Origin of the sequence: Psychrobacter sp. LFX-11D, assembly GCF_904846475.1 — a bacterium.
GTDB lineage: Bacteria > Pseudomonadota > Gammaproteobacteria > Pseudomonadales > Moraxellaceae > Psychrobacter > Psychrobacter cryohalolentis.
The window spans coordinates 71850-98377 of the sequence record NZ_CAJHAV010000010.1; the positions used below are offsets into that span (position 1 = coordinate 71850).

24 protein-coding genes are annotated in these 26528 nt (G+C 42.9%); 13 read left to right on the forward strand and 11 right to left on the reverse strand.

The window, feature by feature from the left end; all coding sequences use genetic code 11:
• The first annotated feature begins 16 nt into the window (after positions 1 to 16).
• On the forward strand, positions 17 to 727 hold the full coding sequence (locus tag JMX75_RS08835; protein ID WP_133104534.1) for a pirin family protein: 711 nt from the start codon (positions 17 to 19) through the stop codon (positions 725 to 727).
• A 135-nt stretch (positions 728 to 862) separates the two neighbouring features.
• Positions 863 to 1471: a nitroreductase family protein gene (locus JMX75_RS08840; RefSeq protein ID WP_011513876.1), complete on the forward strand. Its 609-nt coding sequence runs from the start codon at positions 863 to 865 to the stop codon at positions 1469 to 1471.
• Positions 1472 to 1619: 148 nt separating this feature from the next.
• Here the strand turns inward: JMX75_RS08840 and JMX75_RS08845 are convergent, their stop codons facing one another.
• The 5 genes from JMX75_RS08845 to speB form a co-directional block, all read right to left on the reverse strand.
• A complete protein-coding gene (locus tag JMX75_RS08845) occupies positions 1620 to 1751 on the reverse strand; it encodes an aldehyde dehydrogenase family protein (protein WP_133104532.1) in 132 nt (43 codons plus the stop codon).
• Positions 1752 to 1865, reverse strand: coding sequence for an aldehyde dehydrogenase family protein (locus JMX75_RS08850; RefSeq protein WP_201532045.1), 114 nt, complete (start codon positions 1863 to 1865; stop codon positions 1752 to 1754).
• Between the two features lie 236 nt (positions 1866 to 2101).
• Positions 2102 to 3508, reverse strand: coding sequence for a YjiH family protein (locus JMX75_RS08855; RefSeq protein ID WP_201532046.1), 1407 nt, complete (start codon positions 3506 to 3508; stop codon positions 2102 to 2104).
• Positions 3509 to 3643: 135 nt separating this feature from the next.
• Entirely contained in the window at positions 3644 to 5404 is a 1761-nt protein-coding gene (locus tag JMX75_RS08860) for a 5-guanidino-2-oxopentanoate decarboxylase (RefSeq protein ID WP_201532047.1), read from the reverse strand.
• Positions 5405 to 5523: 119 nt separating this feature from the next.
• Complete coding sequence (gene speB / locus JMX75_RS08865; RefSeq protein ID WP_201532048.1) at positions 5524 to 6492, reverse strand: agmatinase; 969 nt, start codon at positions 6490 to 6492, stop codon at positions 5524 to 5526.
• 228 nt (positions 6493 to 6720) lie between these two features.
• Between speB and JMX75_RS08870 the strand changes: the two genes are divergently transcribed.
• Positions 6721 to 7641, forward strand: coding sequence for a LysR family transcriptional regulator (locus tag JMX75_RS08870; protein WP_201532049.1), 921 nt, complete (start codon positions 6721 to 6723; stop codon positions 7639 to 7641).
• 32 nt (positions 7642 to 7673) lie between these two features.
• Here JMX75_RS08870 and nhaC read toward each other — a convergent pair whose 3' ends face one another.
• From nhaC to hppD, 4 genes are all read right to left on the reverse strand, one after another.
• The gene (gene nhaC / locus JMX75_RS08875; RefSeq protein ID WP_201532050.1) at positions 7674 to 9098 is read right to left on the reverse strand and encodes a Na+/H+ antiporter NhaC; all 1425 of its coding nucleotides are present in this window, start codon (positions 9096 to 9098) and stop codon (positions 7674 to 7676) included.
• Positions 9099 to 9190: 92 nt separating this feature from the next.
• Positions 9191 to 9532 (reverse strand): 4a-hydroxytetrahydrobiopterin dehydratase, encoded by a 342-nt coding sequence (locus tag JMX75_RS08880; protein WP_201532051.1) that lies wholly within the window; start codon positions 9530 to 9532, stop codon positions 9191 to 9193.
• Positions 9533 to 9627: 95 nt separating this feature from the next.
• On the reverse strand, positions 9628 to 10503 hold the full coding sequence (phhA, locus tag JMX75_RS08885; protein WP_227673013.1) for a phenylalanine 4-monooxygenase: 876 nt from the start codon (positions 10501 to 10503) through the stop codon (positions 9628 to 9630).
• 207 nt (positions 10504 to 10710) lie between these two features.
• Positions 10711 to 11811 carry a 4-hydroxyphenylpyruvate dioxygenase gene (hppD, locus tag JMX75_RS08890; RefSeq protein ID WP_201532052.1) on the reverse strand — a complete coding sequence of 367 codons (1101 nt, stop codon included), beginning with the start codon at positions 11809 to 11811 and terminating at the stop codon, positions 10711 to 10713.
• A gap of 159 nt (positions 11812 to 11970) precedes the next feature.
• Between hppD and JMX75_RS08895 the strand changes: the two genes are divergently transcribed.
• The 4 genes from JMX75_RS08895 (at position 11971) to JMX75_RS08910 (ending at position 16522) form a co-directional block, all read left to right on the forward strand.
• The gene (locus JMX75_RS08895; RefSeq protein ID WP_201532053.1) at positions 11971 to 12900 is read left to right on the forward strand and encodes a LysR family transcriptional regulator; all 930 of its coding nucleotides are present in this window, start codon (positions 11971 to 11973) and stop codon (positions 12898 to 12900) included.
• 188 nt (positions 12901 to 13088) lie between these two features.
• On the forward strand, positions 13089 to 14285 hold the full coding sequence (locus JMX75_RS08900) for an aromatic amino acid transaminase (RefSeq protein WP_201532054.1): 1197 nt from the start codon (positions 13089 to 13091) through the stop codon (positions 14283 to 14285).
• Positions 14286 to 14540: 255 nt separating this feature from the next.
• Positions 14541 to 15830 (forward strand): fumarylacetoacetase, encoded by a 1290-nt coding sequence (gene fahA, locus JMX75_RS08905; RefSeq protein ID WP_201532055.1) that lies wholly within the window; start codon positions 14541 to 14543, stop codon positions 15828 to 15830.
• A 116-nt stretch (positions 15831 to 15946) separates the two neighbouring features.
• Positions 15947 to 16522 carry a VOC family protein gene (locus JMX75_RS08910; RefSeq protein ID WP_020443703.1) on the forward strand — a complete coding sequence of 192 codons (576 nt, stop codon included), beginning with the start codon at positions 15947 to 15949 and terminating at the stop codon, positions 16520 to 16522.
• 64 nt (positions 16523 to 16586) lie between these two features.
• On the opposite strand, the gene JMX75_RS08915 is transcribed toward JMX75_RS08910, so the two are convergent.
• A complete protein-coding gene (locus JMX75_RS08915; RefSeq protein ID WP_201532056.1) occupies positions 16587 to 17447 on the reverse strand; it encodes an IclR family transcriptional regulator in 861 nt (286 codons plus the stop codon).
• Between the two features lie 172 nt (positions 17448 to 17619).
• Between JMX75_RS08915 and maiA the strand changes: the two genes are divergently transcribed.
• Positions 17620 to 18264 carry a maleylacetoacetate isomerase gene (gene maiA / locus JMX75_RS08920; RefSeq protein ID WP_201532075.1) on the forward strand — a complete coding sequence of 215 codons (645 nt, stop codon included), beginning with the start codon at positions 17620 to 17622 and terminating at the stop codon, positions 18262 to 18264.
• A gap of 104 nt (positions 18265 to 18368) precedes the next feature.
• Here maiA and JMX75_RS08925 read toward each other — a convergent pair whose 3' ends face one another.
• Positions 18369 to 18614 carry a hypothetical protein gene (locus JMX75_RS08925; RefSeq protein ID WP_227673011.1) on the reverse strand — a complete coding sequence of 82 codons (246 nt, stop codon included), beginning with the start codon at positions 18612 to 18614 and terminating at the stop codon, positions 18369 to 18371.
• Positions 18615 to 19181: 567 nt separating this feature from the next.
• Between JMX75_RS08925 and dinB the strand changes: the two genes are divergently transcribed.
• From dinB to JMX75_RS08950, 5 genes are all read left to right on the forward strand, one after another.
• Positions 19182 to 20297 (forward strand): DNA polymerase IV, encoded by a 1116-nt coding sequence (gene dinB, locus JMX75_RS08930; RefSeq protein ID WP_201532058.1) that lies wholly within the window; start codon positions 19182 to 19184, stop codon positions 20295 to 20297.
• Positions 20298 to 20473: 176 nt separating this feature from the next.
• The gene (gene queA / locus JMX75_RS08935; RefSeq protein WP_201532059.1) at positions 20474 to 21691 is read left to right on the forward strand and encodes a tRNA preQ1(34) S-adenosylmethionine ribosyltransferase-isomerase QueA; all 1218 of its coding nucleotides are present in this window, start codon (positions 20474 to 20476) and stop codon (positions 21689 to 21691) included.
• 120 nt (positions 21692 to 21811) lie between these two features.
• On the forward strand, positions 21812 to 23611 hold the full coding sequence (locus JMX75_RS08940) for a peptigoglycan-binding protein LysM (RefSeq protein WP_201532060.1): 1800 nt from the start codon (positions 21812 to 21814) through the stop codon (positions 23609 to 23611).
• Positions 23612 to 23662: 51 nt separating this feature from the next.
• On the forward strand, positions 23663 to 25282 hold the full coding sequence (locus JMX75_RS08945) for a FimV/HubP family polar landmark protein (RefSeq protein WP_201532061.1): 1620 nt from the start codon (positions 23663 to 23665) through the stop codon (positions 25280 to 25282).
• A 141-nt stretch (positions 25283 to 25423) separates the two neighbouring features.
• Positions 25424 to 26509, forward strand: a complete 1086-nt coding sequence (locus JMX75_RS08950; protein WP_201532062.1) for an asparaginase — start codon at positions 25424 to 25426, stop codon at positions 26507 to 26509.
• Positions 26510 to 26528 lie beyond the last annotated feature (19 nt).

The window sequence follows — 26528 nt, forward strand, 5'->3', positions numbered from 1 at the left end:
TATCTAAGGATAAATTATGAAAACGATCTATCATGCAGCAGACTCTCGTGGCGATGCCAACCATGGCTGGCTAAAAAGCAAGCACACTTTTAGCTTTGCTAATTATCATAATCCAGATCGTATGGGTTTTGGTGCGCTACGCGTCATCAATGATGACTTCGTCATTGGTGGTCAAGGCTTTGGTAAGCACTCACACCGCGATATGGAAATTATCAGTATTCCTTTATCAGGTAAGCTCGGTCACGGCGATAACATCGGTAATAATGGCATCATCGAAACCGGTGAAATCCAAGTCATGTCAGCGGGTACTGGTATCACGCACAGCGAAATGAATGGCGATGACAAAGAAGAGGTGAAGTTCCTACAGATTTGGGTTATTCCAAATAAAATGAACGTTGAGCCTCGTTATCAGCAAGTTCGTATGGACGATATCCTAAAGCCAAATGAGTTCAATCAAGTATTGTCACCCAATGCTGACGATGCAGGCGTATGGATTCATCAAGATGCTTGGTTTAGCATGGGTGATTTCGATAAAGGTGTTACCCATACCTATCAGCTAAAAGATCCTAACAATGGTGTTTATGTCTTTGTCATTAGCGGTAAAGTTGTCGTAAACGGTAACACTTTGGATACACGCGATGGCCTTGGTGTTTGGGATACTAAGAACTTTACGATGGACGTCATCGATGATGCTAAAGTATTGCTAATGGAAGTACCAATGAGCTAATGGACGCTTCAACGCATTTTAATTTATCTATACTAAAAGATAATTATTGGAAGTGTAGATACTGGATATAACCATTAATAGTACCGATCATTTATTAGTTCGAATCAATTTATATTAACCATGTGGAGAAATACTATGTCAGACCTAAATACCTTACAACAACTTGCTGAAAAACGCCGTTCTATCTATGCGTTGAGCAATCAATTACCCGTATCGAATGACGAAGTCGTTAAGTTGGTTGAGCATGCAATCTTGCATACGCCGTCGTCGTTCAACTCACAATCGACGCGTGTTGTCGTATTGTTTGGTGAAGAGCATCAGAAACTGTGGAATATCACTGAAGAGACGTTACATGCAATCGTTGGTGATGAAGAGAAGTTTAAATCAACAAAAGACAAAATCGCGGGCTTTAAGGCGGGTGCAGGTACAATCATGTTCTTTGAAAATCAAAGTGTCGTGAAAAGCATGCAAGAAAACGCGCCGTTATATGCAGATAAGTTCCCCATTTGGGCACATCAAACCAACGCGATGCATCAGTATGTTATTTGGACGGCTTTGGCCAGTATCGACGTTGGCGCAAATCTGCAACACTATAATCCTATTATCGATGACAAAGTTGCTGAAGCATGGAATATTGACAAAGACTGGACGCTAAACGCTCAAATGGTATTTGGTGCTATCGAGCAGCCTGCAGGCGACAAAACGTTTAAGCCTGTTGAAGAGCGCATGAAAGTATTCGGTTAATATCGCATAGTTTTCAATACTAAGCTGCTCACAATATAGACAATAAAACCGCTATCGAAATATCTTAGCGGTTTTATTGTTTTGACATTCTTTATTGGCTTAAAAAAGCCTCCTTATTGGAGGCTTTTCTGTGTACAGATTTTGAGCATTATTGCGGTAACAAGACATGCTTGCTCTTTTGATAAGCTGATAGACCACCTGCGCCCAACTCTCGACCAATACCACTTTGCTTAAACCCGCCCCAGCCTGCTTCTGCCAATACTATTTGTTGCTCATTTATCTAAATACGACCTGCTTGGATTAATGTCACCTCAGAAGGTTTTAACAGTACGGTACAGCCTGCAGCCAATGCAAAGGCTAATTTCCAAGAGTGGCTACCATTGGAAAATTCCACGGGACAATAAGCATACAGATATCAACGGGTGTAAGGTCGATAGGCTTGAGTAGCGACATCTACTGCTATATCTACGCGGGTTTTTGTGCTCAGTCTGGTCGTAGTAATCACCTCTCCTGAATTTGGGTAATATAATGCATAAGTATCTTTCTCATCATCTCGGTCTACCGCTTCAATAGCTACCTTTAATCAGGCACAACCGACTGCTGGCATAGCATTACGCACAAGCACATTTTTTAATACAACAGATGCGCCACAGTGGTAATGACCACCAAACTGATCAGCGTGCGCAGAATAAAAATCATAAATAGCTCTAGCACATTCAGCTTAATGTTTGATTTTAGAATCAGCGCCCCTACTTCAGACATATAGATAATCTGGGTAATAGAAGCTGCACCAACGATAAATCTTGTCATCTCACTCTCAATACTCTTACCAACTAACGCCGGCAAATACATATCAGCAAAGCCCATAATCATCGCTGGTGCCGCTTCAGCAGCTTCTGGAATTTGTAGCAATTCAAGCACTGGTACGAGCGGTGCCGACAACCAATTAAATACCGGCGTGTACTCGGCTAAGCCAAGACCAATAGTACCGATAGCAAAAACCACTGGAATCAAGCCAAAATAGATATCAAATAGGTTTTTTAGGCTGTGTTTAAAGATATTACCCAAACTTGGCATAGAGTGCGCGCGCGTGATGGCACGGTTGAGCGCCCATTGATAGGTGGTGTACTGAGCCGGAATCTCCTCATCAAGCATGCTCTTACCTAAGTGATAAGTATCAGGCTTCAAAGACAATGGTGGTAGGCGCGGCATGATAATGGCAGCAATAAAGCCCGTTAAGGCAATGGTCAGATAAAAATACACAAAGTTATTGTCAACGCCGATGGTTTTGGCAACCACATAGGTAAAAGCGATGGAGGTGACCGAAAAAGTCGTTGCGATAATGGCTGCTTCGCGCTGACTGTAGTAGCTTTTATCATACTCTTGCATGGTCACAAGTAAACCGATAGATGCGGCGCCAAACCAAGAAGACATGGCATCGACGGCTGAGCGACCCGGCAACCGGAACAGTTTGACAAACACCTTACTCGACAAGGTACCCAAAAATTCCATCAAACCAAAATCGGTCAAAAACGGCAATGATAAAATGGCAAAGAAGAACAAAGGAATCAAAATAGGAATCAGGTCTTCAAAAATCACGCCGCCGGTATTGCGGTTGATAATAAACTCAGGTCCGATTTGTAAGTAAATCATCCAAACAAATAGCGCCCCTAAAAAGCGCGCGGATAGCCAAAACCAATCGACATCAAACAACTTTGCGCGCATAGAGTCTGTTGGCAGGTTAGGCTTCAAAACCTTGACTGCTAGCGCCCCTACAAAGGAGACTGTAACAATCGCTAATGCGGCGTAAACAACATAACCTCCCAGCACTGCTTGCAGGGTATCGGTTAATACGCCCAGTAAAATGGTGATTTTGCCATCCCACTGAAAAGGTATGATAAATAATGCCATACCCAGCGCTGAAAATAGCAAAAACTTCCACATGGATGCTTGCCACTGCGCCCCTTGCGGCGTTTCTAGATCGACAGGGTCATTTCCCAAAATCGGCTGCTGCGACTTATCGATATAATTCGTCATTTAATCCTCCTTGATAGGCGACGATCGCCAAATTTCTTCCTTCGCTGTCTGACCTATCCCTAGTTTTAGCGAATTGAGCAAATAGTTGAATGCCGTTTTATTAGTTATTTTTCATGTAAATGATGCTTGATTACATCAGCTAAAACAGGTAAAACTCTTGCCCATTTCAAGAAGAAATTCATCAGCTTCATCAACTTCATAAATCATCGGTTGTGTGCCTTTGATGTCTTCTTTTAATACCTCGATCAGTTGCTGTTTGGCTGTGATTCTGCGATAGCCTGCGCCAAATCCTGCGGCTAATGGCTCAAAGTTCGGGGTTTTAATATTGACCCCAATCAGTGGCAGGCCACCCTCTTCCATATAGCGGCGAATCTCACCATAACCTTGGTTGTTCCATAACAGCACAATCAATGGCAGCTCAAGCTCGGCGGCGCAGATTAATTCTGCGATAGTAAACTGAATGCCGCCATCGCCAATCAGACTCACAACCGGCGATTTTGAGCCAATCATGGCACCAATAGCGGCAGGCAAACCATAACCCAAGGTGCCAAAGCCAGTCGATGAATTAAACCATCGGCGCGTCGCTAAGGCCTCAAAACCAAGGTTGCCACTATAAACAGGCTGGGTCGAGTCACCAACAAATATGACGTCTTTTACTTCATCTCGAATCAGCTGTAGCAGCGCATTTTGACCAGCAAAGTCTGGTGTCATTTCCTCTATCAACGCCTGCTTTACCTTTGCTACTCTCACGAGGGCTTGATGATTCAGCGGTTGATTTTCTAAGCGCGTACATAAACCGCTAATGGCCATTTGCGCATCAGACAATAGCGTAATATCCGCTCTAAACGGACGCTGTAATTGCTGGGCATCGCAGTCAATGCGAATCAACATGCCATTGATTTGGAAGCCACCGTTAAAGAAAACATCGTAATCAGTCTCGCCAAGCTCAGTACCAATCGCCAATACTAAGTCGGCCTCGCTAATGACGGCGCGACCGGCGTCTAATGACTGATTGCTACCCAAACTCAACGGATGAGCAGGTGGCAGTAAACCTTTGGCATTGATGGTCAAAAAGGTGGGCGCATCGATAAGTTCTGCCAGTTTTTGCGCGTCATGATTAACATCAACGCAGCCACCACCATAGAGCAATACTGGATTTTTTGCCGCTTTTAGAGATTCAACAATCAAATATAATTGCGCAGGATGAGGTAGTGGTCTCATGACTTGCGGTAGTGTTAAACCATCATCAGCTTGGCTTTTTGCAGTGTTATTTAAATTTTTAGTTTTATTAAAATTAGAGGTTAAATCAGGCGGCTTGGCGACATGACTGGCATCGGCGGTAATCACATCAATAGGCAACTGGATATGAACTGGTCCCAGACGCGCGCCATTAAATAACGCAAAAGCTTCAGCGATGACTTTGGGTAACGACTCAGGTTGCCAGATGGTTTTACTCATGAGCGCAACCTTACTGACCATACCTTGCTGGTCATGCAATTCATGCAAGTGCCCTTCACCGCTGCCGGTATGCTGCACTTTATTGACACTAGATATCACTAGCATCGGTATAGAATCTGCCAATGCTTGCGCCATTGCCGTCATGATATTGGTCATGCCGGGACCGGTGATGATAAAGCATACCCCGACTTTGCCAGACGCGCGGTAATAACCATCAACCATAAAGCCTGCGCCTTGCTCATGACGCGGTGTCACGTGGCGGATATCGGTATTGGGCAGGCCACGATATAGCTCGACCGTATGTACGCCCGGAATACCAAATACCGTCTCAACCCCGTAATATTCTAGCCACTGTACGAGTAGCTCACCGCAAGTTAGAGATGAGGTAACTAGCGCAGATTTTGGCAATGAAGAAGGCGTTTGGAGAGAATGCGTCATGAGTTAATCATCCTAAAAATTCAATAGCAAGTAAATAAGTAGTTCAGTATCAAATCCAAGCTAAACCCAAACTGCCCTTTAATTCCTTATAAAGGACAGTTTGGAATTATAAATCATGCTCAATAAATGGCTTTGACTTTGTCGTCATAGCGCACGCCCGGTAGAATACATAGCATCTCAAATAGCAGGTTCGCGGCTAGTACTGAGGTGTTACCAAACGGGTCATACGGCGGTGACACCTCTACCAAATCGCCACCAACCACATCAAGTCCGCGCATACCACGAATGATCTCAATAGCTTGTGTTGACGTTAAGCCACCGATTTCCGCGGTGCCCGTACCCGGTGCAAACGCAGGATCAATCCCATCAATATCAAAACTTAGATAGACGGGACCATCACCTAGCTTCTCGCGCACTTCTGCCATCAAAGGTGTCAGTGATTTATACCAACATTCTTCAGCAGGCACTACTCGAAAACCTTGCTCGGTTGACCAATCAAACTCTTCAGCACTATAACCCGTACCACGTAAGCCAATTTGTACCACACGGTTGCCATCAATGAGGTTCTCTTCAACTGCGCGGCGAAATGGTGTGCCATGAGCAATTTTTTCGCCAAACATTTCATCATTGATATCAGCATGCGCATCGATATGCACCATCCCAACAGGCCCATGTTTTTTGGCAAGCGCACGCAAGATAGGCAGTGCAATCGTATGATCACCGCCTAACGTTAAAGGAATAGCGCCATGACTGACAATTTTATCGGTATAGAATTTCTCAATAATATCGACGCTTTTTAGCAGGTTAAAGGTATTGATAGGAACGTCGCCAATGTCAGCGACTTGCAAAGACTCAAAGGGAGCGGCGCGAGTGGCGACGTTATAAGGGCGAATCATGCGTGATTCATCGCGAATCTGTCTCGGACCCAATCTTGCACCGCTACGGTTTGAGGCGCCAATATCTAAAGGCACCCCAACGAATGCTACATCCAGTCCTTCAGCATCGGCTTGGGTTGGCAGGCGCATCATAGAAGCGAAGCCGCCAAATCTTGGCATATCGTTGCCGCTTAATGGTTGATTAAATTTCATCACTTACATCCTTGTATCGATTGGTCAAAACAGACAATTTGTCTATATTACTTTTTATCTATGCCACTTTTTCTATAGCTCTGACAATACCTAAATATCAGAGGCGAGACCATGGTAAAATTTAGAAGTAAGCTTCTGGTTTTTCGTAGTAACTTTGATTTATCCGTTATTTATAGAAGTTTTATAAAAAAATCGGTTAAGACAATAGATACGGGGACATGACTTTCGATGCTAGATGAATTGATAAAAATTGACATCAAAACCCTGCGGAGCTTTATGGCCATCGTAGAGTGTCAAGGTGTGACCGCCGCGCAGTCACGCTTAAATGTCACGCCGTCTGTCATCAGCGGTCATTTGACCCATTTAGAAGGCCGCTTGGGTATGACGCTCTGTCATCGTGGACACGCGGGTTTTAAGCTGACAGAAGATGGGGCAGCGGTTTACGAGGCTTGCTTAAGTTTTACCGAAGCGGTGGCAAGCTTTCAGCATCAACTGCACTATATTCGGCAACTGGATTCGGTACGCGGCGGTCATATTCGGTTATGTCTTATCGATCAAATGCCAACGGTTTTTTATGATGCGTTACGTCAGTGCTTAGCAGCAAGCTATCGTAATAATCCATTAATACATTTTTCTATCGATGTGCAAAGCCCTGAGAGTATGCTTGATAAGCTTTTAAGTAATGAAAGTGATATTGGCGTGGGATATTTTGGTAGCTTCCCACCCCTATTAACTTTCCAGCCAGCATTTATCGAAAAGCAAGTGGTTTGCTGTGGACGTGAGCATCAGCTATTTTATGAGGCGGAAGGGTTAACCTTTGAGGGTTTGGAACAAAACTATCCATGGATAAAACGAGGCTATATTACTGATTTGAGTATCAATCATGTCCGCCCAAAAACCTTGAGTGCCACCACTTATCATATGGAGGCAACCGCGCAATTAATTTTAGCGGGTCATCATGTCGGCTACTTGCCCAATGATTTGGCAAAGCGTTATGAAGAGATGGGGGTGATGAAAATACTACTGCCCAATGAGGCAAGTTACGAGGTCAAGCATCATTGGGCCTATCGAGAAAACCTTCATAAGCACGTCGCTGATTTTTTAGAGCAGATGATTAGCCTATTACGAAAAAACCCCTTTAAAGAATGAATATTCTTTAAAGGGGTTTATATAGCCGTTATTTAATTAACTGCTTGCGCTTTTTGATGCTTACGGACGCTAGACCCATCTTTACGCGTAATCGTTATCCCTGTAAAGCCAAACAATATTGTCAGTAGCAATGATAAATAGCAGAAGAACGCATAAGGTAGATAATCAAGCACTGGCACACCTAACGCTTGGCTGATAAACACACCGCACACACTCCATGGTACAAGTGGATTGATCACTGTACCGGCATCTTCAATGGTGCGTGATAGATTTTTTGGATGCAAGTTCAAGCGCTCAAACGTCGGACGAAATGCCGTACCAGATAAAAGAATACTCAAATACTGCTCACCGATAAGGACATTGATACTCAGCGCTGACATGGCAGCGGCAAAAATGGCGCGTCCTGCTGTCGTTAAATTGTCTTTGATACCAGATAACAGTGCTGGCAAGATACCCAACGCCGTCAGCAATCCGCCTAAACTCAGCGCCAATATCACGATGGCTTGAGTAAAGAACATACTTTGTACACCGCCACGCGACAGCATACCGCCCACTTCACCAAGCTCTAATGACTCTGCGGGTGTATAACCTGCAAAGAAATAACCACCCAACTGCCCAACGTTTGGCGTGCTATGCATATAAGTAATGATAATTGCCACAGCAATGGTACAAATAATGGTGTAAATGGCATTAACTCGAAATAGAGCCAGCGCAATCAAGACCACAAATGGCAATACCGCATAACCATGTACCAAACCACTGTCAATCAATTGTCCTTTTAGCACCGTTACTTGACTTAAATCTGAGCCAGCCGTCTGTCCAGAGAAAAACCAAAATAATATAACCGTTAATATCCATGCCGGAACTGTGGTATACGTCATATTGCGTATATGCTCGAACAAATCGATGCCTACAACTGCTGAAGCAATGGTACAAGTATCCGATAATGGCGACATTTTATCACCAAAAAACGCCCCTGATACCACAGCGCCTGCCGCTATCGCAACGTTAGCATCAAAGGCATCACTCATACCAATGAAAGCCACGCCAAGCGTCGCAGCAGTCGTCAAACTACTGCCCAAAGCGATACCAATAATAGAGGTCAACACAAAGGCGGAGATATAATAATATTGCGGAGATATTAGCTCAAAACCAAAATACATCAAGGTTGGAATAGCACCAGACATCATTAAGGCGGCGACCATCAAACCGATAAAGAAGAATAAATAGATCGCACCAATACCGCGCATAACGCCGGATGCCATTTGCGCTTGCATGTCATCAAAACTTAATCCTTTAAATATACCAATGCCTAGCAGGACACAGATAGCGAGGATTAATGATAAATGCGGTACCCAGCCAAAGCCAATCATGGTAACGCCCATGATAGCAATGACAATGGCTGAAATCATAAATGCCAGTTGCGGTGAGATTTGGGTTAGAATTTTTGGAGGCATCACACATCCTTAGTGTGCCAGTGGTTTCTGGCATTGGGGTTTGATTTTGGGGTGACAAGTTTAATCAGTTGCTAGCAGTATTGCTACTCTGATTATTTGGTGAGTAAGCTGTCGGTCTTGGCTGCCATGACAAAGTCATTGCGATGCAAACCTTTAATGCTATGCGACCACCAAGTGACCGTAACCTTGCCCCACTCTACCAATATGCCCGGATGATGCCCTTCTGCCTCAGAAATCTCAGCAAGCTCATTGGCAAATGCCATTGCTAAGACAAAGTTCTTAAATTTATATTGGCGCTGTAATTGCTTGATGCCATCGACCTCAATCAACGTCCACTCTGGAATTTGTTGTAATAGCTCTGTTGCTTCGCTGTCGCTGACTGTCGGTGCGCCAATACGGCAGGCTTCACAGCTGGCTTGTGATAATGTCGTCATTGTAATGTCCTTTTATTTTAACGATTAATTTTTTAATAAATGTACGTCCGTGTTGACGTTGGTTCTTTTATTACTTATGAAAAATGTACTGTCTATTAAGCAGTTTTGATAGCATACGTTGGCTCAAACAGTCCTAAACTCATCGCCTTTTGTACAGCGCCCATAATGTCACTATTCACGATATCGAATAGCGTATCCAAATCGTCAATTGCATAATAGATAGGCTGAATTTGGTCAATACAGTAAGGAGTGCGCAAGACGTCAATCAAATCAAACGCACGACAGTCCGGTTCATCGCTTAGGGCATAGATGGTTTCAGACGGTGAGCTTAAAATGCCGCCGCCATAAATCTTGCGGGTTTCTTTGGTAGCACCCATTAGACCAAATTCGATGGTGAACCAATACAGGCGCGCTAAATAAAGACGCTCTTGCTTGGTCGCATTGAGACCAAGCTTGCCATAAGTCTCATTAAAAGTTGCAAACGCAGGATGGGTCAGCAGCGGACAATGCCCAACGATTTCATGAAAAATATCTGGCTCTTCGATATAGTCCATATCATCAAAACGACGGATAAAGGTCGCAACCGGAAAGCGTTTATCAGCTAAGAGTTTGAAGAATTTACCGAAGCTGATTAACGCCGGTACAGCAGCGGTTTGCCAACCGGTATTGGCTTGCAATACTTCATCAATATCTTGTAGTTGCGGAATATGCGTTGCCGGTAATTTGAGTTTCTCTAAACCCTCGATATAGGCTGAACTGGCACGATTGGGTATTTGCTTGGCTTGACGTTCAAGCAGCGCTTGCCACATCGCGTTTTCATCGTCACTATAATGAATATGACCATGATTGTCTGGCTGACGCGATACGTAAGGTTGCTTCTTCTGAGTTAAATGATGAGTAGAAGCTTCAGTGCTTAACGAATTGCTACTGAGAGGCTTTATGTACGCAGTTCTCTCTTGACGGCTTTCCATGCCTAGTTTCCTTAATATTGCAATGAGTCTAATACCTTGGTATCAGTCATTTGCTTTATTCACTTTGTCTGCCTAGCTTTGAGCGTTTTATTATTAAATAGCAGAGTAACAAAGGTAATAAGGACAAGATAAACCCCTTTCATCTTGCCCTTTTAATACTTATTGAAAAGTGCTTTTTTAAAAGTACTCTTAAAAAATCTCTGACAATTATGGCGTTTCAGTCTCTGTCTGACCAACCATGCCGCGGCGTACTTGGTCGCGCTCGATAGATTCAAACAATGCTTTAAAGTTACCTTCACCAAAGCCTTCTTCATAATCGCCTTTACGCTGGATAAACTCAAAGAATACTGGGCTTCCTAAGATGGTTTCAGAGAAAATCTGTAGCAGTAGACGCGGAACATCGCCCTCGGTCGTGCCATCTAACAAGATACCGCGCATCTGTAGCTCAGAGATATTCTCGCCATGACCTGGTAGACGCTCATCAAGCATCTTATAATAAGTATCATTTGGTGCCGTCATGAGTGGAATGCCCATCTCTCGCAATTTGTCGATGCTAGACAATAAATCATCACTCAATAGCGCGATATGCTGAATACCTTCACCGTTAAAGTGCATCAAATATTCTTCGATTTGGCCGCCGCCTTGCTTAGACTCTTCGTTTAACGGGATACGGATTTTGCCATCAGGGGCGGTCATCGCTTTACTGGTCAGGCCGGTGTACTCGCCTTTGATATCGAAATAACGGATTTCACGGAAGTTAAAGATGCGCTCATAGAAGTTTGCCCAATACGCCATACGGCCGCGGTAAACGTTATGCGTTAGATGGTCAATGACTTTAAAGCCATAACCTACAGGGCGTCTGTCAACGTCTGGTAAGAATTCAAAATCGACATCATAGATAGACTCGCCATCTTTAAAACGGTCAATCAAATAGATGAGAGAGCCGCCAATGCCTTTGATAGCAGGCAGTCTTAATTCCATCACCCCTGTTGGCACATCTACTGGCTGCGCACCTTTTTCAATCGCCAGCTCATAGGCTTTTTTAGAATCCTTGACGCGAAAACCCATGCTACAAGCCCCTGCGCCATGCTCTTCAACGAAGTAACTGGCTTGGCTTTTTGGCTCACGATTGATGATAAGGTTGATATCACCTTGACGGTATAACGCCACGTCCTTTGAGCGGTGATTGGCCACATGGGTAAAACCCAACTGCTCAAATAACTCTGCAACAGCTTGTGGTTGAGGTGAGGCGAATTCAACAAAGTCAAACCCTTGCAATCCCATTGGGTTTTCAAATAAATCGGCCATTGTAATCATCCTTAATTTCAATTGGTGGTATAAAAAACAGTAAAAATATAATGCTAAAAAATAACTTCAATCAATATTCTTATTGACGATGCATTTATATTAGATTAGCTTGATTTATAAGACTAATCGTATTTTTTGATTTATTTATCAGGTTTGCTTATGAATATCAGTATTCGCCAATTGACCGCTTTTATCAGCGTTGCCGACAATGGCAGTTTTACCCGTGCCAGTGAGCAGATGCATTTAACCCAATCTGCCGTCAGTGGTTTGATTAAAGAGCTAGAATCTAGCCTCGGTATCGTGTTGTTTGATCGCACCACACGCCAGCTTTCTTTGTCCGTTGTCGGGCATCATTTATTGCCACAAGCGCGGCGTATCTTAAATGAGATGCAGCTGTTTGAAAATGAAGCCAGTAGTTTGACAAGTTTGGCACAAGGTCAGGTTAGGCTTGCGGTGTCGCAATTTGCCGCCTCCTCCATGCCAGCGGTTATTGCCCAGTTTGCTAAAGAATATCCAGATATCAGCGTGTCTTTACTTGATTGCTCAGCTGAAAATGTTTTAGAACACATTCAAAACATCGAGGTAGATTTGGGCGTCGGGACTGAGCTTGGTTTTATGGAATCTGAGGATGACATCAGCGCCGATTTGTTATATCAGCTGCCGTTTTGTGTGGTGATGCCTGACAGCCATGCGCTGGCACAAAAATCAGAAGTCGTCTGGCAGGACTTGGTAGACATTCCGCTTATTACCTTGCAAGGGCCGTTTATTGAGCAAGTGACCGCCGAGCTTGATGAAAGTATTGCCAGCCATATCCAACAAGCACGCTATAAAGTTAACTTTATGTCCACCGCCCTTGAGATGACCCGCCAAGGTTTTGGCATTACCTTATGCTTGCCTTATATGCCGGAGGTGATAGATTGGGTAAGCGCCAATGGCTTACAGATGCGCCCCTTGGCACAACCGGTCAAGATGCGCCGCTTTTTTATTTACCAACGCTCGTCACGGGCATTATCACCCGCCAGCATTGCCTTTAAGCAATTCTTGCAATCTTACTTTGCGAGTCACTTTGATGATTTACAGAGTATTTAAGTGTATTTAAGCCTCCTTTAACCAACTCATTACTTAAGTTTGGCAAGGGCTAAAATCTGTCCAAAAATTTGCCAATAAACAAAAAAATGCGTTAATTAATCAGTATCACTGAATCTAACGTTGAGTTAATCGCCAAACTGGTTTATGCTTTTTAACGCCTTAACTCATCTCCCTTGTAAGGAAAAAAAATGTTTGAACGTATCGATTATTATGCCGGTGACCCGATCTTAGGATTGATGGACAAATTTGCCGCCGACACCAACCCAGATAAAGTCAATTTAGGCGTGGGCGTTTATTATGATGAGGATGGCAAATTGCCAGTCCTTGAGTGTGTCAAAACGGCTGAGCAGCGTATTGCAGACCCAATCTCTCCTCGTCCTTATTTGCCAATGGCCGGCTTACCCGGACACCGTAAAGGTTGTCAGGAATTGCTGTTTGGTAAAGACGCTCAAATCTTACAAGACGGTTTGGTTGCGACCATCGCCACTATCGGCGGTTCTGGTGCGTTAAAAGTGGGCGCAGAATTTATCCATGAATGGTTCCCGCAGTCTAAATGCTACGTCAGCGACCCAACGTGGGGCAACCACATTGCTATCTTTGAAGGCTCTGACGTCGAAGTCGGTAAATATCCGTACTACGACAAAGCGACCAGCAGCATCAAATTTGATGAGATGATTGCTTTTTTTGAGACTTTAAATAAAGACGACGTCATCTTATTGCACCCTTGCTGCCATAACCCAACCGGTATGGACTTGACTCGTGAGCAGTGGGATACCGTGCTAAACGTCATTCAAGCGCGTGAGCTGATTCCATTTATGGACATCGCTTACCAAGGCTTTGGCGAAGATATGGACAGCGATGCTTACGCAATTCGCAAAGCGGTTGATATGGGTCTGCCATTGTTTGTGAGTAACTCATTCTCTAAAAACTTATCGCTATATGGCGAGCGTGTCGGTGGTCTATCAGTTGTTTGCCCAACGGTAGATGAAACTGATCGCGTCTTTGGTCAGCTGAACTCTACGGTACGTCGTATCTACTCAAGCCCGCCATCACATGGTGGTCGCGTGGTTGATATCGTTATGAACGACGAAGCGCTACATGAGCAATGGGTTGGCGAAGTATATGCGATGCGTGACCGTATCAAATCTATGCGTACCAAACTCAAATCAGTATTAGAAGAAAAAATCCCAGGTCGTAGCTTTGATTACTTGACCGCCCAGAACGGTATGTTTAGCTTTACAGGTCTAACGCCTGAACAAGTTGCACAACTACAAAGCAAGTATGGTATCTACATGGTATCGAACTCGCGTATGTGTGTTGCCGGCTTAAACAGTACCAATATCGACTATGTTGCCAATGCGATGGTTGACGTTTTAAAAGATTAATTCCCTCATCGCTTTTATTAAAATATAAACAAAGGCTAAGTATCATTACTTAGCCTTTTTTCATGCGTTGGATTTCGTAGTGGTGATATTTTTAGCAAAAACAATAACCAAATAGCTTTTAGTCTCGGTCAAAACTCAATCAATTTATAGAACGAGCACATAAAAAAACTTGCAATCGATTACGCTATAAATTACATTATACGTAAGTAGTTAATTATAACGTAATTTAATATTCGCTTTAGCAAGGAGCCGATCATGTCAACGATTGACAAAAACCTCTCATCTTTCCTCGATATTGCAACCGATTCTGACTTCTCTATTCATAATCTGCCTTATGGCATTTTTAGTGAAAGTACTGACGGCAAACGTCGCGCTGGCGTGGCTATTGGTGAGCAAGTATTAGACTTATCGGTACTTGAAGCTGAAGGGCTATTGAGTTTAGACGGTGGTTCATATTTCGATCAAAACACGTTAAACGCCTTTATTAATTCTGGTCGAGACAATTGGAGCAAAGCGCGTAAAACGATTCAAACGCTACTCTCTAGTGATTGCGATACTTTACGTGACAACACAGATTTGCAGCAAAAAGCCCTATTTCAACAATCAGATGTCACTATGCATTTGCCGGTTCAAGTGCCCGGCTTTACCGATTTCTATTCGTCTAAAGAACACGCAACCAACGTCGGTACTATGTTCCGTGACCCAAGTAACGCCTTATTGCCTAACTGGACTGAGATGCCAGTAGGCTATAACGGACGCGCCAGCACCGTCATCGTCAGTGGTACAGATGTGATACGTCCATCGGGTCAGCTAAAACCCAATGCCGATGACCGCCCTATTTTCTCACCTTGTAAGCGTCTGGACTTTGAGCTTGAAACGGCGTTTGTCGTTGGCAAAGGTAATAATATTGGTCAACCGATTGCCGTAGATAATGCTATTGATCATATTTTCGGTATGGTTTTGCTGAACGATTGGTCAGCTCGTGATATTCAAAAATGGGAATACGTGCCATTAGGTCCATTTAACGCCAAAACTTTTGCCTCTGAAGTATCCCCATGGATTGTGACGATGGAAGCCTTAGCACCGTTCAAGATGCCATGCCCAACGCAAGAACCAAAGCCGCTTGCTTATCTGAACGAAAAAGACAGCAATAATAGTTATGACATTCATTTATCAGTAGAACTATTGCCTGAAAATGCTGAAGAAGCAACGGTGGTTTGCGAAACCAATTTTAAATATATGTACTGGTCAATGGCGCAGCAGTTGACTCACCATACTATTACTGGCTGTAAAGTAGAAGTGGGCGATATGATGGGTTCAGGGACTATCTCAGGACCGACGCCTGATTCTTATGGCTCAATGTTAGAGATTGCGTGGAATGCAACCAAACCTGTCACCCTCCAAGGCGGTGAGACACGCAGCTTTATCGAAGATGGCGACACGGTCATCATGAAAGGCTATAGCGAAAAAGACGGTATTCGTGTTGGCTTTGGCGAAGTACGCGGCAAAGTATTGCCTGCCCTTACCTTCGATTTTGACAAATAACAGTCGGACATAAACCAGCTGTATAAATAAACGGCTCACACTTTCAAATAGTTATTATCTATTAATGATGCTCTGACAGTGTGTTGAATCGTACGCCCTATCAAAAGGAGTTTGATATGAGTTTTAAAATTGAAAAAATCCATCATGTGGCCTATCGCTGCAAAGACGCTAAAGAAACCGTTGAATGGTATAAAAAATATCTGAATATGGATTTCATCCTAGCATTCGCTGAGGATCATGTACCTTCGACCAAAGCCTTTGACCCTTATATGCATGTGTTTTTAGATGCGGGCAATGGCAATGTATTGGCATTTTTTGAAGTGCCTAATCAGCCTGAAATGGGCTTTGACCCTAATACGCCAAGCTGGGTACAACATCTAGCGATGAAGGTAAAAGACCGTGATGCCTTAATGGCAGCTAAAAAGCATTTGGAAGAAAACGGCATCGACGTGGTCGGTGTGACGAATCATGGCATCTTCCATTCTATCTATTTCTTCGATCCTAATGGACATCGTATGGAGCTTACTTACGATGATATTACCTCAGAAGAAAAAGTTTCGATGATTACTGAAGAGATGAAATATGAGATGCTGGACGAATGGTCACGTACCAAACGCGCACCCGCTCATACTCAGTTTCTACATGCAGAGGAGCTGGCTGAAGCACGAGAAGTCGCGCCTGCCGGTGAGTAATATTTTTTAGCGTTTAGATTATTCTTTATAAAATAGCTAAGATAAGTTTTAGCTATTTTACGAGCTACACTATTTGATAACGCTGTGCAATTGCTAATATTTGCTCGACCACATTATGCTGCTCACTCATGGGCAACTGCTCTGTGGTACCAATGATAGTAATGGCATACTCCAAAGACAAACTTTCAACAGATAGTTTGTCTTTGTCATATAGATTCGCAGTGGTTGAGAGCTGCGGTATGATAACGGGAATAGTAATCGCATTAATCCCCATTAACATATCACCAGTAACAGTCGCATAGCCTTGGGTACGAACTTTCGCTCGCAACTGGTTAAAGTACTGCCATTTCTCCGTTATTGCTTGCTCTTGCTTCGCCTGCCATTCTGCGATGACCAAGGGTTTGATAATGGTATCTGGCTGATAGCTTGCAAACAAATGACCTGTCGCCGACGTAGTCAAGGGCATACGCGATCCGATACGAGTAATAATACTAATAGCGCTATCTGGTTCAACAGATTGAATGATAATGGGACCTTCGCTGAACCATTTAGCGATTTGTACACCGCAATTAAGCATGTCTTTGATCTCATTAGCAATATGCGTCAGACGATCCAAGATATTATTTTGATTAAACCCACTATGACCTACTGCTCCTAGCGCGCCCATTGCATGAACTCTATCACCAAGTCCATAACGTCCATCACTGAGCTGGCGAGCATAGTGTTTACGAATAAGACTGACCAAATAACGGTGGCACTTTGCTGGATGCATTTGCATGGCTTGTGCAATATCCTTTAGCATCATCGGCTCGTTACAATCGATGAGCACGTCTAATACCGACAGCCCAATCTCAAGCGATTGTACGCCGCCTTGGTTTTTATTCATCGTAGGAAGATTTTCTATCAGGTTTTCAGCTGCTGGCATGGTTTACTCTGTGAATGATTAACTGAATGCGTTATCAATACAATATTAGAAAATTGAAATAAAGACTTAATGTCATAATAGGTATCTTTTACTCTTTAAGACATTAGTAAGCTCAGTAATTATAACCCTTTATCTTACTCACAACACAGCATAATAAAAGGAATGCCCTATGATGACACTTTATGGCTACTTTCGCAGTAGTACCTCTTACCGTACACGTATCGCAATGAATTTAAAGCAGTTAGATTACGATTACGTTGCGGTTAATTTAGCAAAAGATGAGCAATTAGAAGCCATCTTTCAATCTATTAATCCTCAAGGCTTGGTACCCGTCGTACAAGTAAATGACTTATGGTTGTATCAAAGTCCTGCTATTTTGGAGTGGTTAGAAGAGGTCTATCCTGAGCATCCTTTGTTGCCCAAAGATGCAGCAGGTCGCATGCAAGTAAGGGCTTTAAGCGCTATGATTGGCTGCGATATCCATCCGCTAAATAACCGACGTGTCTTGCAGTATCTGCGTAATGAACTGTCAGTAGATGAAGATCAAGTTATGGCTTGGTGCCATCGCTGGATGATTGAAGGTTTTGACGCTCTCGAAAAACGCTTGGCACAAGACAAAACACACGGTAAATTCTGCTATGGCGACAGCCCTACTTTTGCAGATTGCTATCTGATTCCGCAGGTCTCTTCTGCCGAACGCTTCAAGGTAGATCTCAGTGCTTATCCAAATATCGTTGCGATCGACGCCCACTGTCGAACATTAAAGGCTTTTGCCGACGCTGACCCTATGGTGCAGCCTGATGCACCAAATGCTTGATATAAGCTGCAAAAAAGCCTCCGATTTAGGAGGCTTTTTTCTGAAAATATAGTGGTGCTATTGCCATTTATACTCTCTAACTTAAAGTATGGAAAATAGGCTATTCAAATATTCATATCATATTGTGTTGCAGCCACTGTTTTTATGGGTACTGCGAACAGCCAAGCCGTACCACAATTACAGTAAAAACAGCCATCTTTAAATTCGACAATATAAGCGGTAAAATCGTTACCACAATGATCCATCATCGCTTGTTCGTCACTGTCATCATCGACTGCGCACCATATTTGTTTGTCACCTCGTGCAAGCAATGCGCGTGTTAAATCGCTTCCTCTCAACTCATTATTCATACCCAGCTCCTTAACTTCTCTCACCATAGTTTGAGCTATTCGTCATGAAATATAGGGTTTTCTATACTGATATTTATTAATGATCTTTATCGTTGCTAAAGCGATGAGCTTAATATAAGCGATGCAAATCCATTTGCTACTCATCTGTACCCATCAAAAATTATGCCTATATTTAACGATGATTTACCTTTCTTGCTCTATTCTATAAACGCTTTGTATCCTAGCTGTCTTATTGTAACGCTATGCAAGCAAAAGTGTAACAACCAGATATAGTATTTCCGATGAATGGTCAAGATATGAATATGAACGGTCAGTACATTTAAAAATATTACTAAGTGGCATGCATATTTATCAGATTTGGCACCTTATAACCTAATAGTTCTTTGAATATTATCGATTAAATGAACGATGATGATGCGCTATCGATATTAAATTTTTAGAATAGTTTTCAGTAGTTGAAAACTCTAATGAAACTCTTGTTTTTTATCAATCTATGTAACACTTCTCAATTTTTGAGTGAGCATTAGAGACCAAAATCGGTGCGAAAAATCAGGTAAAATAGTTTTTATGACAATACATGTTACAACAACAAACACTAAACCTGACGTTAGCCAATCTGACCTTCGCAAAATCATTCATATCGACATGGATGCTTTTTATGCCAGTGTAGAACAGCGTGATTTTCCTGAGCTGCGTGGCAAGCCATTGGTGGTTGGCGGCGATCCCAACGGTCGCGGCGTGGTTGCTGCTGCCAGTTACGAAGTCCGTAAGTTTGGCGTGCGCTCCGCCATGTCATGCTATGAAGCCAGAAAGCGCTGTCCTGACGTGATATTTGTACCGCCGCGCTTTGATGTTTACCGTGCTGTTAGTGTTGAGATACGTCGTATCATGCACAGTCTGACGCCGCACGTTGAGCCGTTATCATTAGATGAAGCCTATTTGGATGTTACTGGATTGTCTGTCCATCAAGGCTCAGCCACATTAATGGCAAATTGGTTACGGGCGCAGATTTTAGGACAAACGGGTCTAAACGCCTCTGCCGGTGTCTCATTTAATAAAATGCTGGCGAAAATTGCCTCTGATATTAATAAACCTAATGGCACAGCGGTCATCACGCCAGCGGATGCTGATGCCTTTATCAGCACTTTGCCTATTGAACGCTTCCACGGTATTGGTAAGGCAACGGCCAAACGCCTGCATGCAATGGGTGTTAGTAACGGCGCTGACCTTCGGCGTACGCCAGCTGCCATACTAGTCAATGAGTTCGGTAAGCGTGGACAGTTTTATCATGATATCGCTCATGGACGTGATGAGCGTGCGGTCAAGTCTGAGCGTACACACAAATCGGTTGGCTCTGAGACTACGTTTAGAGAAAACTTAACGGATGATAATGAACTAAAAATACAAGTCTATGAACAAAATGCCGATGCCTTTAGTCAGCTGCACAAAAAACAGCTCATTGCCTATACTATTACTCTAAAGGTCAAATACTCAGATTTTACTCAAGTCACGCGCTCGCACACCTTATCGACGGCATTTGATAGCGCAGAATCCGCTCATTTTTGGTTAGATAAACTCTTTTTGGACATTCCGCGTACTCTTCCTATTCGATTGGTTGGTGTGACATTTTCCTCACTGACATCTGCAACGCAAGTCACGCCACAATTAAATTTATTTGAATGATTTTTCGCCTGAATTCTTTAGAGAGTTTTCCTAAATAAATATCTCAATTTTTTACTTAGGCTATTTTATTTATATTTAGAGGTAAATAAAAAAGTCCTGCTTAGTAAAACATTCTTTCATATCCTCATTTCTGCTACAATTGCTCTCAAAATTCCCACCTATCGAAAGACTTTCTTATGACTGATTCTGAACCTCAAACCTTAAATAATAACTCTGAAATTACTGCCAGTCATAATGACGATATTTTAAAGTATCTAAGTGTTGATGATTATGATTATGAACTGCCAGACCAGCTGATTGCCCGTTATCCATTGGCGCAGCGCTCCGCGTCAAAGCTACTTTATTTGCCTGCTAACAATGTTAATCGTCAGGTTGAAGTTGAAGATAAGCTGTTTTCTGAGTTGCCAGAATTACTTAATGCAGGCGACTTGATTGTTTTTAACGATACCAAGGTAATGAAAGCGCGCTTATTTGGTCAAAAAGATACCGGTGGAAAGATTGAAGTATTAATAGAGCGTTTGGTCGCTCTATCCGATTTAAATAGCGCGGATCTAGACACAATAACGTCAAATTCTGACATCATAGACATGACGGTGATTGCAAAAAAGCATATCGCTCTTTGTCATGTTAAAGCCAGTAAAGCGTTGAAGCTTGGACAAGGTCTTGTACTTGCTGATAGTCATATGACTGGTGTCATGATTGGACGCCAAGAGAACTTATTTATCTTGGCTTTTGATACGCCCATTTTGCCTGATTTAGAGCTATATGGTGAGCTGCCTATTCCACCCTATTTCGAACGCCATGCCGATGCGACCGACAATACTCGCTATCAGACTGTTTTTCATGACCCTGCTAAGCTTGCCAGCGTCGCTGCCCCGACAGCAAGCTTACATTTTGACAATATTGTATTAGAAAAGCTGGCGGCAAAAGGTATTCAAACCGCTTTTGTTACACTGCATGTCGGCGCAGGTACTTTTGCTCCGGTAAAAACAGAGAACCTGCTGAATCATACGATGCATAGCGAATATGCACACCTGCCTCAAGCCACTGCCGACCTTATCAATCAGACCCATGCCAATGGCAAGCAAGTCATTGCTATCGGGACTACTGTCACACGTGTCCTTGAAACGGCTTACCAACAAACCGCAGTCGATAGACAGCCACTCTCTGGCTGGGCAGGTGATACAGAGATTTTTATATATCCCGGTTTTGAGTTTGGCGTCGTGGATAAGCTACTGACCAACTTTCACTTGCCAAAGTCTACGTTGCTGATGCTAGTGTCCGCATTTGCGACAAAAAAATCTATCGAAGAAGCTTATCAACATGCCATCGAATCCGAGTATCGGTTTTTTAGTTATGGTGATGCCATGCTGCTTGATAAAAAAGTTGACTGATGTGTGTAAGTATTAAACATGCAATTGAACTATTGGTCACAACAGCAGTGGAATAAACTGGTAAACTAAACAGTATTTTGTTATAACAACACAGACAACTTTTACTCCAAAGGGCTGCATATGTCTTGTCATTTATCTTACCGCTTGACTAGCATACATCGCGCAGTATCGATGGCATTGTTTTATTCAATAAGTTATGCAGCCTTAATATCTAGCGCCCAAGCAGCGACTATCGGCAAAACAGTTGTTATTTCAGCTCAGCACGAACCTTTAGTTGCCAGTATTATGGTCACTGATATTGAAAACACTGACTTTTCAGCCAGTTTGGCAAATTCTGCCATTTATCAGCAAATGGGTCTAACCCCAACTGATTCCATGATCGTACGCTTTCATCCGACTTCAGCTACAAGTGGTCAAGTTTTTATTACCACCACCAAGCCTATGTCCAAACCCTTTGCCGATGTGGTTCTAGCAATTAATGATGGCAATCAGCGTAATGTTATCCCAAAAACATTACTGATGCCGCTTAATGATAGCTTGCCGATTGCGACTTCTAAAAATATCGTAACAGGCGCAAAAAAGCCTAATTTACCCGTGGTTTCTACAACTAACGCGCAGCCATTGACGGTTAGAAATGGTGCACCGCCACCTTTATTATCATCTGGTTCATCGAAACCTACACTAAAGGCTGCAACATTACCCGAGCGCAATGTTCAATCGCCTAATATACGAGTACCTGTTATTCAAACGCCAAGTATCCAAGCGTCAAGCTCACAAATACCAAGCGTTCAAGCAACGACTATACCCTCTGGCCTACCAACAGCAGTTGCAAAAACGACACAAAGCAATATCACAACCTATGCGCCTAGCCGTTTAGAAAATGGTCGATTAAATAATCCTATTGATATAAAAAACGATAGTGTCATGGCGGGCGCAAATAATAATACAGCTTTAACCGTCTCATCAAATAGTACGCTTTCTGCTACTAGCGAGATTGATAAACAGCTCGATATTTTAAACATACAAATTACTCGTCAGATACAGCCGAAGAGTCAAAGCAATACAGATATGATGGTTGCTAGTCCTATGGCGCTCAAAACCCTGACGCCGAATGAAGCAGCTTTCACCAATAAAAATAAAGCTATTATCCCAAATGATAGTAATAATATCGTCGCTACAGCCCCTCTCAATAATATTCCCCCTAACTCGAATGCCTGGCAGAAAGCAGTAACGCCTAAAACGTCGGCCGCAGCAAAAAACACTTCAAGCCAAGTATCAGATAAGTCAGCTAGTAGCGAGATCAATTATACCGTGCAGCGTAACGACAACTTGTGGGTGATTGCACAGCAAATCGCAGAGAAGAACAATATCGACGTTCAAACCGTTATGAAAGAAATTCAGACGCAAAATCCTGACGCTTTTATCAATAGAAACGCCAATCAATTAAAAGCAGATGCACAGTTGAGTTTACCTAATTATGATGCGCTACCTTCACAGCAAAAACTTGAAGCTGCTATCAGTGCTCAAAGGCAATATAGAAGCGCCAATACACCTGTCGCAAAAAAACCAACTGCATCAAATCCTGTGTCCAAAGGTGCCAATACGCAAGCAACAAAACATACTGAAAAGCCGGCGACCACTAAGACTCAATTTTTACCAAAGGCGCAGTTTTCTGTCCTTGCTCCTGGTCATGAAGGCAGCGCAGATGGCACTAAAACCAAAGCAGGCATGGCAACGGGTAACGGACTTAGCATGGAAGTGTTAGACCTGCTTAAATCATCAAGACAAAGTACCGCATCACAAGCTCAGCAGTTATCAAAAACTAGTGGTACGCTTGAGAGCTATACTCGCAAATTACAATTACAAAATCAAAAACTGGCTGAGCTGCAAGCTCGTCTCAAAAAATTACGCAATCAATAATTGCCTAACAGATCAATGCAAGCAGCTCTGATCGTAGGCGTGGGAGTAACTATGGACAATATGCTATATATCATCGCCGGATTGGTGGTTATTTTACTCGTTGCGGTCTTGGTCATGCGCAAAAACAAAGCGCAAAAGCCATCAGAGCATTTGAGTACAAATACTGGCAAAATTGAGCCCTTATCGAAGCATGCTGCTTCTAGAAGTACGCCTACTCAAACAGCTATCAATCATGAGAAAAAGTTTGATCATATTGAGATTGCTCAACGTTTTATGGACCAACAGCGCTATGATAAAGCGATTGAAACGCTCAATCGCGGCTTAAGCGAAAAGCCAAATGATAGCCAATTATCTCTCAAGCTCCTTGCGGTATATGCCACGATAGATGAGTCTGAGAATTTCAATAAAGTCTATGATGCTATCAAAGCAAATAATGATGACAAAAGTATCGCACAAGCTGATGAGTTAAAAGCTTTGCTAACTGAAGAACAAAACCAAGTCGATAAGCGAGCATTGTCAGCAGATAATAGTCAAAGCGCTGAATTTGAAAGTTTAGATTTTGATCTACCGACCAATAAAGCCAGCAGCAACAGTCCAATCCTTGATACTAATACGGTTCAAAATGTTGAATACAAAAACGACTTGTCAGAAGCAACGAGTGAAACCTTAACGGCTTCGAATGCTTTTGATGATAATAATTTCGATCATATTGAGCAAGCGTTTGATCTTAGTCTGAGTGATTTAGAAGATGGCACTAATAAACCTGTCCATACTAGTAATAACCCGGCACCTGTCACCACGCTTGATGTAGTAGATGAAGATATTTTTGCGCCTGCAACTGTGGTTATAGACACTGACAGCGACACTGATAATAGTCCTAGTACTGACAGCGATTTTGATTTTGAATTATCTGAGCACAGTCTTGCATCTACAGAGGCTCCCACCGATGACGCTACCGACGATAGTTTTAACAGCAGCTTAAATGAGCTATCATTAGAAGATGACTTTTTCTTAGATTTAAACAGTGATGACGATACCAATAACGTTATCAATAATGCACCTGCTACAACAGAGACAACTTATTTAGATGATGACCATCTGACCTTATCTTTACACAGTGATGATGTGTCGAATGAGACGCCAGAGCAAATAGAAATTCAGCATTCTATTGTCGAAGATAATTTTGAAGATTTTAGTTTCGAAGATATCAGTATTGAAGATGCAAATATTGAAGATATAAGCGCTGAAGAAATAGATATCATAAAAAATGAGTCCGACGCTTCTAGTACTGCCCCTACTACGTTGAGATTCGGTGATGATACGGTCATAGACGATGATTTTGACTTTGATTCTTTATCTTTATCAGAGTCTACAACAGCAAGCACACCAGTTGAAGTTGATAGCGAATATGCCAATACTCATCTCGACAATGCTATTGATATAGCTCCTGCAGCTGACACTAGCAGTACTGAAGATTTTTCGTCACGGTTCGCAGCAGATTTTGATTTTGTTAAATCCTTAGATAGCAATCAAGTCACGCTAGATTTAGCAGGTCAATACGTGCAACTTGGCGAATACGATAGTGCCAAACGCCTACTCAATGAAGTCATTGCTAAAGGCAATAGTGAACAGCAGCAGCAAGCACAACGATTGCTTGATCGCACTGCTTAAAATGACTGGTGTGATAGCGAGTATTCTAGCCACTTAGAATACTCGCTGCATTTATAATAATGGTGCTTTTTCTATCTCTTTTCTTTCAATAATTCTGCTCTATCGTCTATTCAATTTAAAACCAATACAGTGCACTCATCTATGACAAATACAATCCCTGCACCTATTCAACTTATTTATGCTGGCGGCACTTTCGGGAGTTATGGTCGTCCATTAGCGCCGCTATCAGCAGAGGTTTTTTTGCCAACTTTGCAGCAACTACTGGCAGAATTGGATAATGCGCTTAATCTATCGCCCATTGCTTGGCTTCACAATACTCTGATTAAAGACAGCAGTCAGTTTACACCCAGTGATTTTGTGCATTTTTACCAGCTTTTACTGTCGGCATATCAACAAGGCAGTAGACGTTTTGTGTTAATTACGGGCACGGATACACTCAGTTATTTGGGAGCGTTCTTAGCAGAAGCCTTTGCAGGTAGCGATATTTGTATTGTCGTTACCGGTAGTATGCGTCCGCTGCTAGATAGTGAGGAACTGCACTCTTATAAAGTAGATGCACAGAGTGATGCTTGGAACAACCTTACTGACTCGTTAAAGCTAGCAAGTGCAGGTGAATCGGGGGTGAAGATTGCCTTCGGCGGCGAATCATGGCCAGCGCAAACGGTGCAAAAAATACATAGCCACGACTTTATGGCATTTACTGGTCACTCTAGAGCGGCTTATCCTGCCAATAGTTATGTCAAAAGCTTACCAGATACTCGTCGGCAGCACTGGCTTGATGACCAACAAGATATTAGTGCTGACATTGCAGTTCGTGCCGAGCACGCTTACGTTCATGCGTTGTACTGCTTGCCCAATGCAATCGATGCATTAAACCAACAGCTGCGCGCCTTATTATCACAGCCGCCTTGTGGCATTATTTTATTAGGCTATGGCGCTGGCAACGTTCCTTATTCAGTAGAGTTAGTAGAAGCCTTGCAACTGGCTTATGAAAAAGGTCACATGGTAGTGTGCGCTAGCCAATCGCCGTTTGGTGGTGTAAGTGACACCTATGCTGCTGGCAGTTGGCAATACGATCATCAAGTGATTGCAGGTGGTCGTTTAACCATTCCAGCCATTTATTCACGCTTACTATGGTTGTTACTGCGCCACGACAGCCCAGCACGACGCCGACAACGCTGGTTAAATAACGTCCAGCAAACGGGCACCAATATCAAAAAACGTTAAACTATCACTCATAAACTCT

What these genes read in the sequence shown, in the direction of transcription:
- JMX75_RS08835 (WP_133104534.1), top strand. Translation starts at nt 17, where the DNA reads ATGAAAACGATCTATCATGCAGCAGACTCTCGTGGCGATGCCAACCAT.
- JMX75_RS08840 (WP_011513876.1), top strand. Translation starts at nt 863, where the DNA reads ATGTCAGACCTAAATACCTTACAACAACTTGCTGAAAAACGCCGTTCT.
- JMX75_RS08855 (WP_201532046.1), bottom strand. Translation starts at nt 3,508, where the DNA reads ATGACGAATTATATCGATAAGTCGCAGCAGCCGATTTTGGGAAATGAC.
- JMX75_RS08860 (WP_201532047.1), bottom strand. Translation starts at nt 5,404, where the DNA reads ATGACGCATTCTCTCCAAACGCCTTCTTCATTGCCAAAATCTGCGCTA.
- speB (WP_201532048.1), bottom strand. Translation starts at nt 6,492, where the DNA reads ATGAAATTTAATCAACCATTAAGCGGCAACGATATGCCAAGATTTGGC.
- JMX75_RS08870 (WP_201532049.1), top strand. Translation starts at nt 6,721, where the DNA reads ATGCTAGATGAATTGATAAAAATTGACATCAAAACCCTGCGGAGCTTT.
- nhaC (WP_201532050.1), bottom strand. Translation starts at nt 9,098, where the DNA reads ATGCCTCCAAAAATTCTAACCCAAATCTCACCGCAACTGGCATTTATG.
- JMX75_RS08880 (WP_201532051.1), bottom strand. Translation starts at nt 9,532, where the DNA reads ATGACGACATTATCACAAGCCAGCTGTGAAGCCTGCCGTATTGGCGCA.
- phhA (WP_227673013.1), bottom strand. Translation starts at nt 10,503, where the DNA reads ATGGAAAGCCGTCAAGAGAGAACTGCGTACATAAAGCCTCTCAGTAGC.
- hppD (WP_201532052.1), bottom strand. Translation starts at nt 11,811, where the DNA reads ATGGCCGATTTATTTGAAAACCCAATGGGATTGCAAGGGTTTGACTTT.
- JMX75_RS08895 (WP_201532053.1), top strand. Translation starts at nt 11,971, where the DNA reads ATGAATATCAGTATTCGCCAATTGACCGCTTTTATCAGCGTTGCCGAC.
- JMX75_RS08900 (WP_201532054.1), top strand. Translation starts at nt 13,089, where the DNA reads ATGTTTGAACGTATCGATTATTATGCCGGTGACCCGATCTTAGGATTG.
- fahA (WP_201532055.1), top strand. Translation starts at nt 14,541, where the DNA reads ATGTCAACGATTGACAAAAACCTCTCATCTTTCCTCGATATTGCAACC.
- JMX75_RS08910 (WP_020443703.1), top strand. Translation starts at nt 15,947, where the DNA reads ATGAGTTTTAAAATTGAAAAAATCCATCATGTGGCCTATCGCTGCAAA.
- JMX75_RS08915 (WP_201532056.1), bottom strand. Translation starts at nt 17,447, where the DNA reads ATGCCAGCAGCTGAAAACCTGATAGAAAATCTTCCTACGATGAATAAA.
- maiA (WP_201532075.1), top strand. Translation starts at nt 17,620, where the DNA reads ATGACACTTTATGGCTACTTTCGCAGTAGTACCTCTTACCGTACACGT.
- JMX75_RS08925 (WP_227673011.1), bottom strand. Translation starts at nt 18,614, where the DNA reads ATGAATAATGAGTTGAGAGGAAGCGATTTAACACGCGCATTGCTTGCA.
- dinB (WP_201532058.1), top strand. Translation starts at nt 19,182, where the DNA reads ATGACAATACATGTTACAACAACAAACACTAAACCTGACGTTAGCCAA.
- queA (WP_201532059.1), top strand. Translation starts at nt 20,474, where the DNA reads ATGACTGATTCTGAACCTCAAACCTTAAATAATAACTCTGAAATTACT.
- JMX75_RS08940 (WP_201532060.1), top strand. Translation starts at nt 21,812, where the DNA reads ATGTCTTGTCATTTATCTTACCGCTTGACTAGCATACATCGCGCAGTA.
- JMX75_RS08945 (WP_201532061.1), top strand. Translation starts at nt 23,663, where the DNA reads ATGGACAATATGCTATATATCATCGCCGGATTGGTGGTTATTTTACTC.
- JMX75_RS08950 (WP_201532062.1), top strand. Translation starts at nt 25,424, where the DNA reads ATGACAAATACAATCCCTGCACCTATTCAACTTATTTATGCTGGCGGC.